The sequence below is a fragment of the Bacteroidia bacterium genome (assembly GCA_019695265.1).
GTDB lineage: Bacteria > Bacteroidota > Bacteroidia > JAIBAJ01 > JAIBAJ01 > JAIBAJ01.
The window spans coordinates 1-4,690 of sequence record JAIBAJ010000171.1 but is presented as its reverse complement, the minus strand read 5'-3'; the positions used below and the strand labels follow the sequence as shown (position 1 = coordinate 4,690).

The following is a 4,690-nucleotide window of genomic DNA, read 5'->3' as shown; positions in this document are numbered from 1 at the left end:
GTAGAACTAGTAGTGGTTGCCTGAATAGTTGATGTAGTGTTGGAAGCATTGTTTGAAACTGCATTAATAGCATTTCCGGTTCCGGTTAGGATAGCACCAATGGCGGCTGTAGCAGTTCCGGTTTGGTTAACTATTAAACCAACTCCGGGTGTGCCGGTGCCGGCAGCGTTTAGGGTAACCGGACCAGCATCTACTGTGATGGTTCTTCCAAGTCCTGCTCCTCCATTGTCATAGGCTTGATCTAAGCTTACTGTACCACTTCCACCTGAACCGGTAGGTCCTGTTACACCAGTTGCACCGGTTGCACCGGTTGCACCATTAAGTCCATTGGCTCCTGTTGCACCTGTTGCACCTGTTGCCCCGGTTGCTCCATTTTGCCCGCTAGGTCCGGTTGGTCCGGTTGCACCTGTTCCACTACCTCCACCGGTTGGTCCGGTTGGTCCGGTAGGACCGGTTACTCCACCTGAACCACCTGAGCCGGAAGTTGCAGCATACAAGGCATACGGAACACTCAATAATTGTGAAGTTCCCAGCAAGGAATAGGTTGATCCACCATTTGGATCCAACTCAACTTTTAACCATTTACTGCCGCCCACACCCCAATTGATAGTTGAAAAACTGCCTAAAATGGCTGTTCCCCCTCCAATACTGGTGGTAAATAAACCCAAGGTGTTGGTGGTCGCAGAATGTGTTTCTGAAAAAAGAATGGAACCGGTTGGACTTCCATCTAAAATGCTAAAACGAATGCTAACATTTTGGTTGGCAATTATTTGTCCCGCATTGTCACGGGCTACCGCTTGGTAATTAAGGGCATTGGGTGCTTGCGCGCTTGCAAGCTGATAACAAAGTAAAAAGGTGGAAAGACTTAGTAACAGTTTTTTCATTGGTTTTATCAAAAATTAAAAAGGAATCAAATGTATTGAAATCCAAATAACCACACAAGAAAAAGTAAAGATTCTTTTAAACTTCTTAGAAAAAAAAGTAAAGAGAAACCCAATATATTTGCCTGACATGAAATTAACTACCGTTTTATCCATTCCACTTTTTCTTCTGCTTTTTTCGATTTCTGGTTTTTCTCAAAATCCGGAGGTGGTAGATAGCCTGCAAAAGCTTATTGCACGAACGAAAATAGATACCGTGAAGGTAGAGGCCCTGAATGCCTTGGCTTGGCAATACCGCAGTAATGACAGTACCAAGGCTTTTGCCTATCTTAGGCAAGCTGAGGAGCTTGCCTTGGCTTGTAAAGACCAATTGGGCTATTGTTTGGCCTTAAATGAAAGAGGGGTGGTGTTTAAAAATCATTACAAGTTGGATGAAGCTGAAGCTTGTTATAAAAAGGCTTTTCAAATTGCTCAGACTGAAAATAGCAACCAAATGATGGCCTCTGTTTTGAACAACATGGCTACCTTGAAACGAATTCGAAACAACCTGAAAGGAGCAATCAATGATTATTACCAGGCTTTGAAACGCTACCAGGCCGAATCCAATTACTATGGGATGGGGGCAACCTACAATAATATCGCTGAGGTTTTTTCAATGATGGATCAAACAGAAGAAAGCCGGAAATACTTGCTTAAAACCATTGGAATCAGTAATAAAATAGACAAGGAGGATAATTTCATCATTGCTATAGCTTATAACAATCTTGGTTTTATGGCATATTACCAAGACCGGTTTAAGGAATCCATCGAATATTATGAAAAAGCATTGGCTATTTATCGTTCAAACCGTGATTCCAATGGGATTGCTGATATGCTTATTAAAGTGGGGAATTCATTGGTTGAAAGTGGACAGTTACAAAAGGGGAAAGCCATGATTGAAGAGGGTGGAAAAATCGCTTCAACCCAGGATTTCTCCATAGTAGTGATTTTAGGTAAAGAAAGCCTGGCTCAAGCCTTTTGGAAAGAAAAAAACTATAAAAAGGCCATTGCCTTGTTGGAAGAAACCATTCAACTTTCGAAAAAGTTCAACCAACGAAATCCGATCATGGAAAGCTATGAAATGCTATCGTTGATTTATGCAGAAATGGGCGACTATAAATCCGGTTTTGAATTACAAAAACAATTTTCCGCCCTAAAGGATTCCATTTTATCTGCCGATAATAGGTCCACTTTAGCGGAAATGGAGGTAAAGTACCAAACGGAGAAAAAGGAATTGGAAAATGTAAAACTCAAAGAACAAACTGCTACACAGGAGTTAAAATTGGTTCAAAAGAATGGAGTAATTGCAGTGGTATTTGGGTTGTTGATTATACTGGCTTTGGTTTTTTCCTTGGTTTATATTCGAAACAAGAGCAAACAAAAGTCAATAATGGATGCTGAAATTTTAAAATTGCAAGAACAAAAAAACAGAGCCATAATTGAAGCAGAAGAAAAGGAAAGAATTAGAATTGCCAAGGATTTACATGATGGTGTTGGACAAATGGTTTCGGCTTTAAAACTACAATTGTCCAGCTTGGAAACCGGAGTTAATTTTAAAAGTCAAGAAGAGCAAGAACGTTTTACCGGTATGATAGGTTTAGTTGATGAAACCGTAAAGGAAGTTCGGTCTGTTTCTCATTCCATGATGCCGAATGCCTTGATTAGGTCGGGATTAAATTCGGCTGTTAGAGAGTTTGTTCAACGGATATCTTCCACCGATAAATTGAAGGTAGATTTGGAAATTGTTGGCTTAAATGAGCGTTTGGAGCAAACTACTGAGACTATTTTGTTTAGGGTTTTACAGGAAATTGTTAGCAATATTGTTAAGCATGCCGAAGCTAACCATGTTACCATTCAATTAATTCGCCACGATAATGAAATTACCTTAATGGTTGAAGATAATGGAAAAGGCTTTGACACTTCAAAGATTCAGGATTTTGAAGGGATTGGCCTGAGAAATTTGTATTCCAGAGTGGAGTTTTTGCAAGGTAGTATACATTTTGATTCCAGTTTAGGACGAGGAACAACCGTCACGGTGGATATACCCTTAAAATAGTGACAGGAATAAAACATAATTGAAATAACTTTGTGTAATAATTGCTATGAAAAAAACTCTTTACCTGATTCTACTGCCCATTCTATTTTTCTCTGCCTGTAAAAAGAACGATCCAAACACAAGCGATACGGCATGTGAAGGCGGGAATTTTTGTTTTTCTTTGGATAATACTTCCATGGCTGTAACTGCAGAATGGCGTTACATTAGTGCTGATCATATCCGAATTGAATGGCAAGGTTCTGATGGTACCAATTATAAAAACATAGCTTTGGATATTTATGGTACCCAATCCGGTTATTATGCAATTCAGCCTCAATCGAGTAGTATGTCAGGGTCAAAATTCCAGCATTTTATTAATGATAATGGAAGTTCACAAAATATTCAAGGAAATTCGGGGACTGTTGAAATTACGGAATTTGGGAATGGAAAAGTATCGGGTAGGTTCTCAATTCAGGCGAAAGATGCTATTAATGGAGTTGAGCATTCTATTACGGAAGGGAAGTTTGTAGATGTTCCTCAATACTAAACCCTTGAAACAATATCAAGTTGGACGAAGGGTGAAATTTTGGGGTTCGGTCCGGGTAGGGATAGAGGCAGGTAGCCCGCAGGCGCCCGCCGCGCTAGCGAAGGGCGGCGAGGACTACCGCCGAAAGCCCGACCATGAGCCTTCCCCAACTTTTTATTACCTAAACTGTTCATGCGAATGGGACCCGCCAAATTCAAAAAACTCAATACCATCAACGAATCCCATTCAGTTGAATGTTATTTCAAAAGAGCCAATTGCTGGTCTACAAACTTTTCATTGGAGGCTTGTAATTTAACTTCCGGCATGGGGGAATCAGGCGACAATTCAGTTCTGAAAAAGTAGGCCTGTGGGCCGTCAAATGCAACTGCAATAAGGGTTGCAGGACGATTCTGAGGAACCATGCCGAATTCGATTTTATTGCCCAATTGGTGGCCTTTCATCAAGCCCCTAACATCCTTGTAAACCAGGTAATAAGTTGCAGTATAACGTACGTCAGCCTTGGCTTGCATCGATTTCATCTGTTCTTCAGGAAATTTATCGCAATTGATATAGCCAAGATCGTACACTTTTAATTTTTCGTCAAATCTGCTTAACTCTTTTTCTTGTTTTGCTAACTCTTCCTGCATCTTTTTTTGAGCAATCTGCTCTTTTTCATAGGCTTTGATTCTGTTTATTCTTTCCAGTGCTTCTGCTTCGGAAATAATATTGCCTTCCCCATCTGTCCAGGTGACAGTTTTAGTTATGATATGCTTGGTATACCTTGCGGGAATCCAGTTCAATTCTTCTTCTTCGGGATTTTTTATAAAAATTCGCATATCCGGATCGGTTTTACCCAGGGTAAAATCTACCCCAATTCCTTTTTCAGAATTAATTGCCACGGCACTGCCATTGGAATTTGTTTCTTTAGCATCGAGGTATATCGTTCCGCCGGTATGGAGCATGGAGCCATCGCTAGCGGTATGCAGGTCGTTTTTCATTAAGTCGGCGAAAGTGTAGAATTCTTTTAATTCAATTTGAACAATGTCGGCAGCACTAAGCAAACTGCCTGCCGGAAGATACAAGGTGGTTCCTTCTTTTCCGTGAAGTATGGTATCGCGATCGGGATGGATTTTAAAAAATTGGGAAGGTTTTTCAGGGAAATGCCCTTGAAGGGAAACTGTTGGAATGGCTTCATTTTCAAATCCTTTG

Annotated in this window: 4 protein-coding genes; 2 read left to right on the top strand and 2 right to left on the bottom strand. The window is 40.6% G+C overall.

Features of this window, described 5'->3' with window-relative positions; translation table 11 throughout:
• A partial coding sequence (locus K1X82_14835; protein ID MBX7183386.1) for a hypothetical protein occupies nt 1–884 on the bottom strand: 884 nt, incomplete at its 3' end.
• Nucleotides 885–1,011: 127 nt separating this feature from the next.
• Here K1X82_14835 and K1X82_14830 point away from each other — a divergent pair.
• Nucleotides 1,012–2,976, top strand: a complete 1,965-nt coding sequence (locus tag K1X82_14830) for a sensor histidine kinase (protein ID MBX7183385.1) — start codon at nt 1,012–1,014, stop codon at nt 2,974–2,976.
• Nucleotides 2,977–3,022: 46 nt separating this feature from the next.
• Nucleotides 3,023–3,502 (top strand): hypothetical protein, encoded by a 480-nt coding sequence (locus K1X82_14825; protein ID MBX7183384.1) that lies wholly within the window; start codon nt 3,023–3,025, stop codon nt 3,500–3,502.
• A 236-nt stretch (nt 3,503–3,738) separates the two neighbouring features.
• Here the strand turns inward: K1X82_14825 and K1X82_14820 are convergent.
• A partial coding sequence (locus K1X82_14820) for a hypothetical protein (protein MBX7183383.1) occupies nt 3,739–4,690 on the bottom strand: 952 nt, incomplete at its 5' end.

Bases quoted from the DNA above. Each gene is read 5' to 3' on its own strand.
- K1X82_14825 (MBX7183384.1), top strand. From the start codon at position 3,023: ATGAAAAAAACTCTTTACCTGATTCTACTGCCCATTCTATTTTTCTCT.
- K1X82_14830 (MBX7183385.1), top strand. From the start codon at position 1,012: ATGAAATTAACTACCGTTTTATCCATTCCACTTTTTCTTCTGCTTTTT.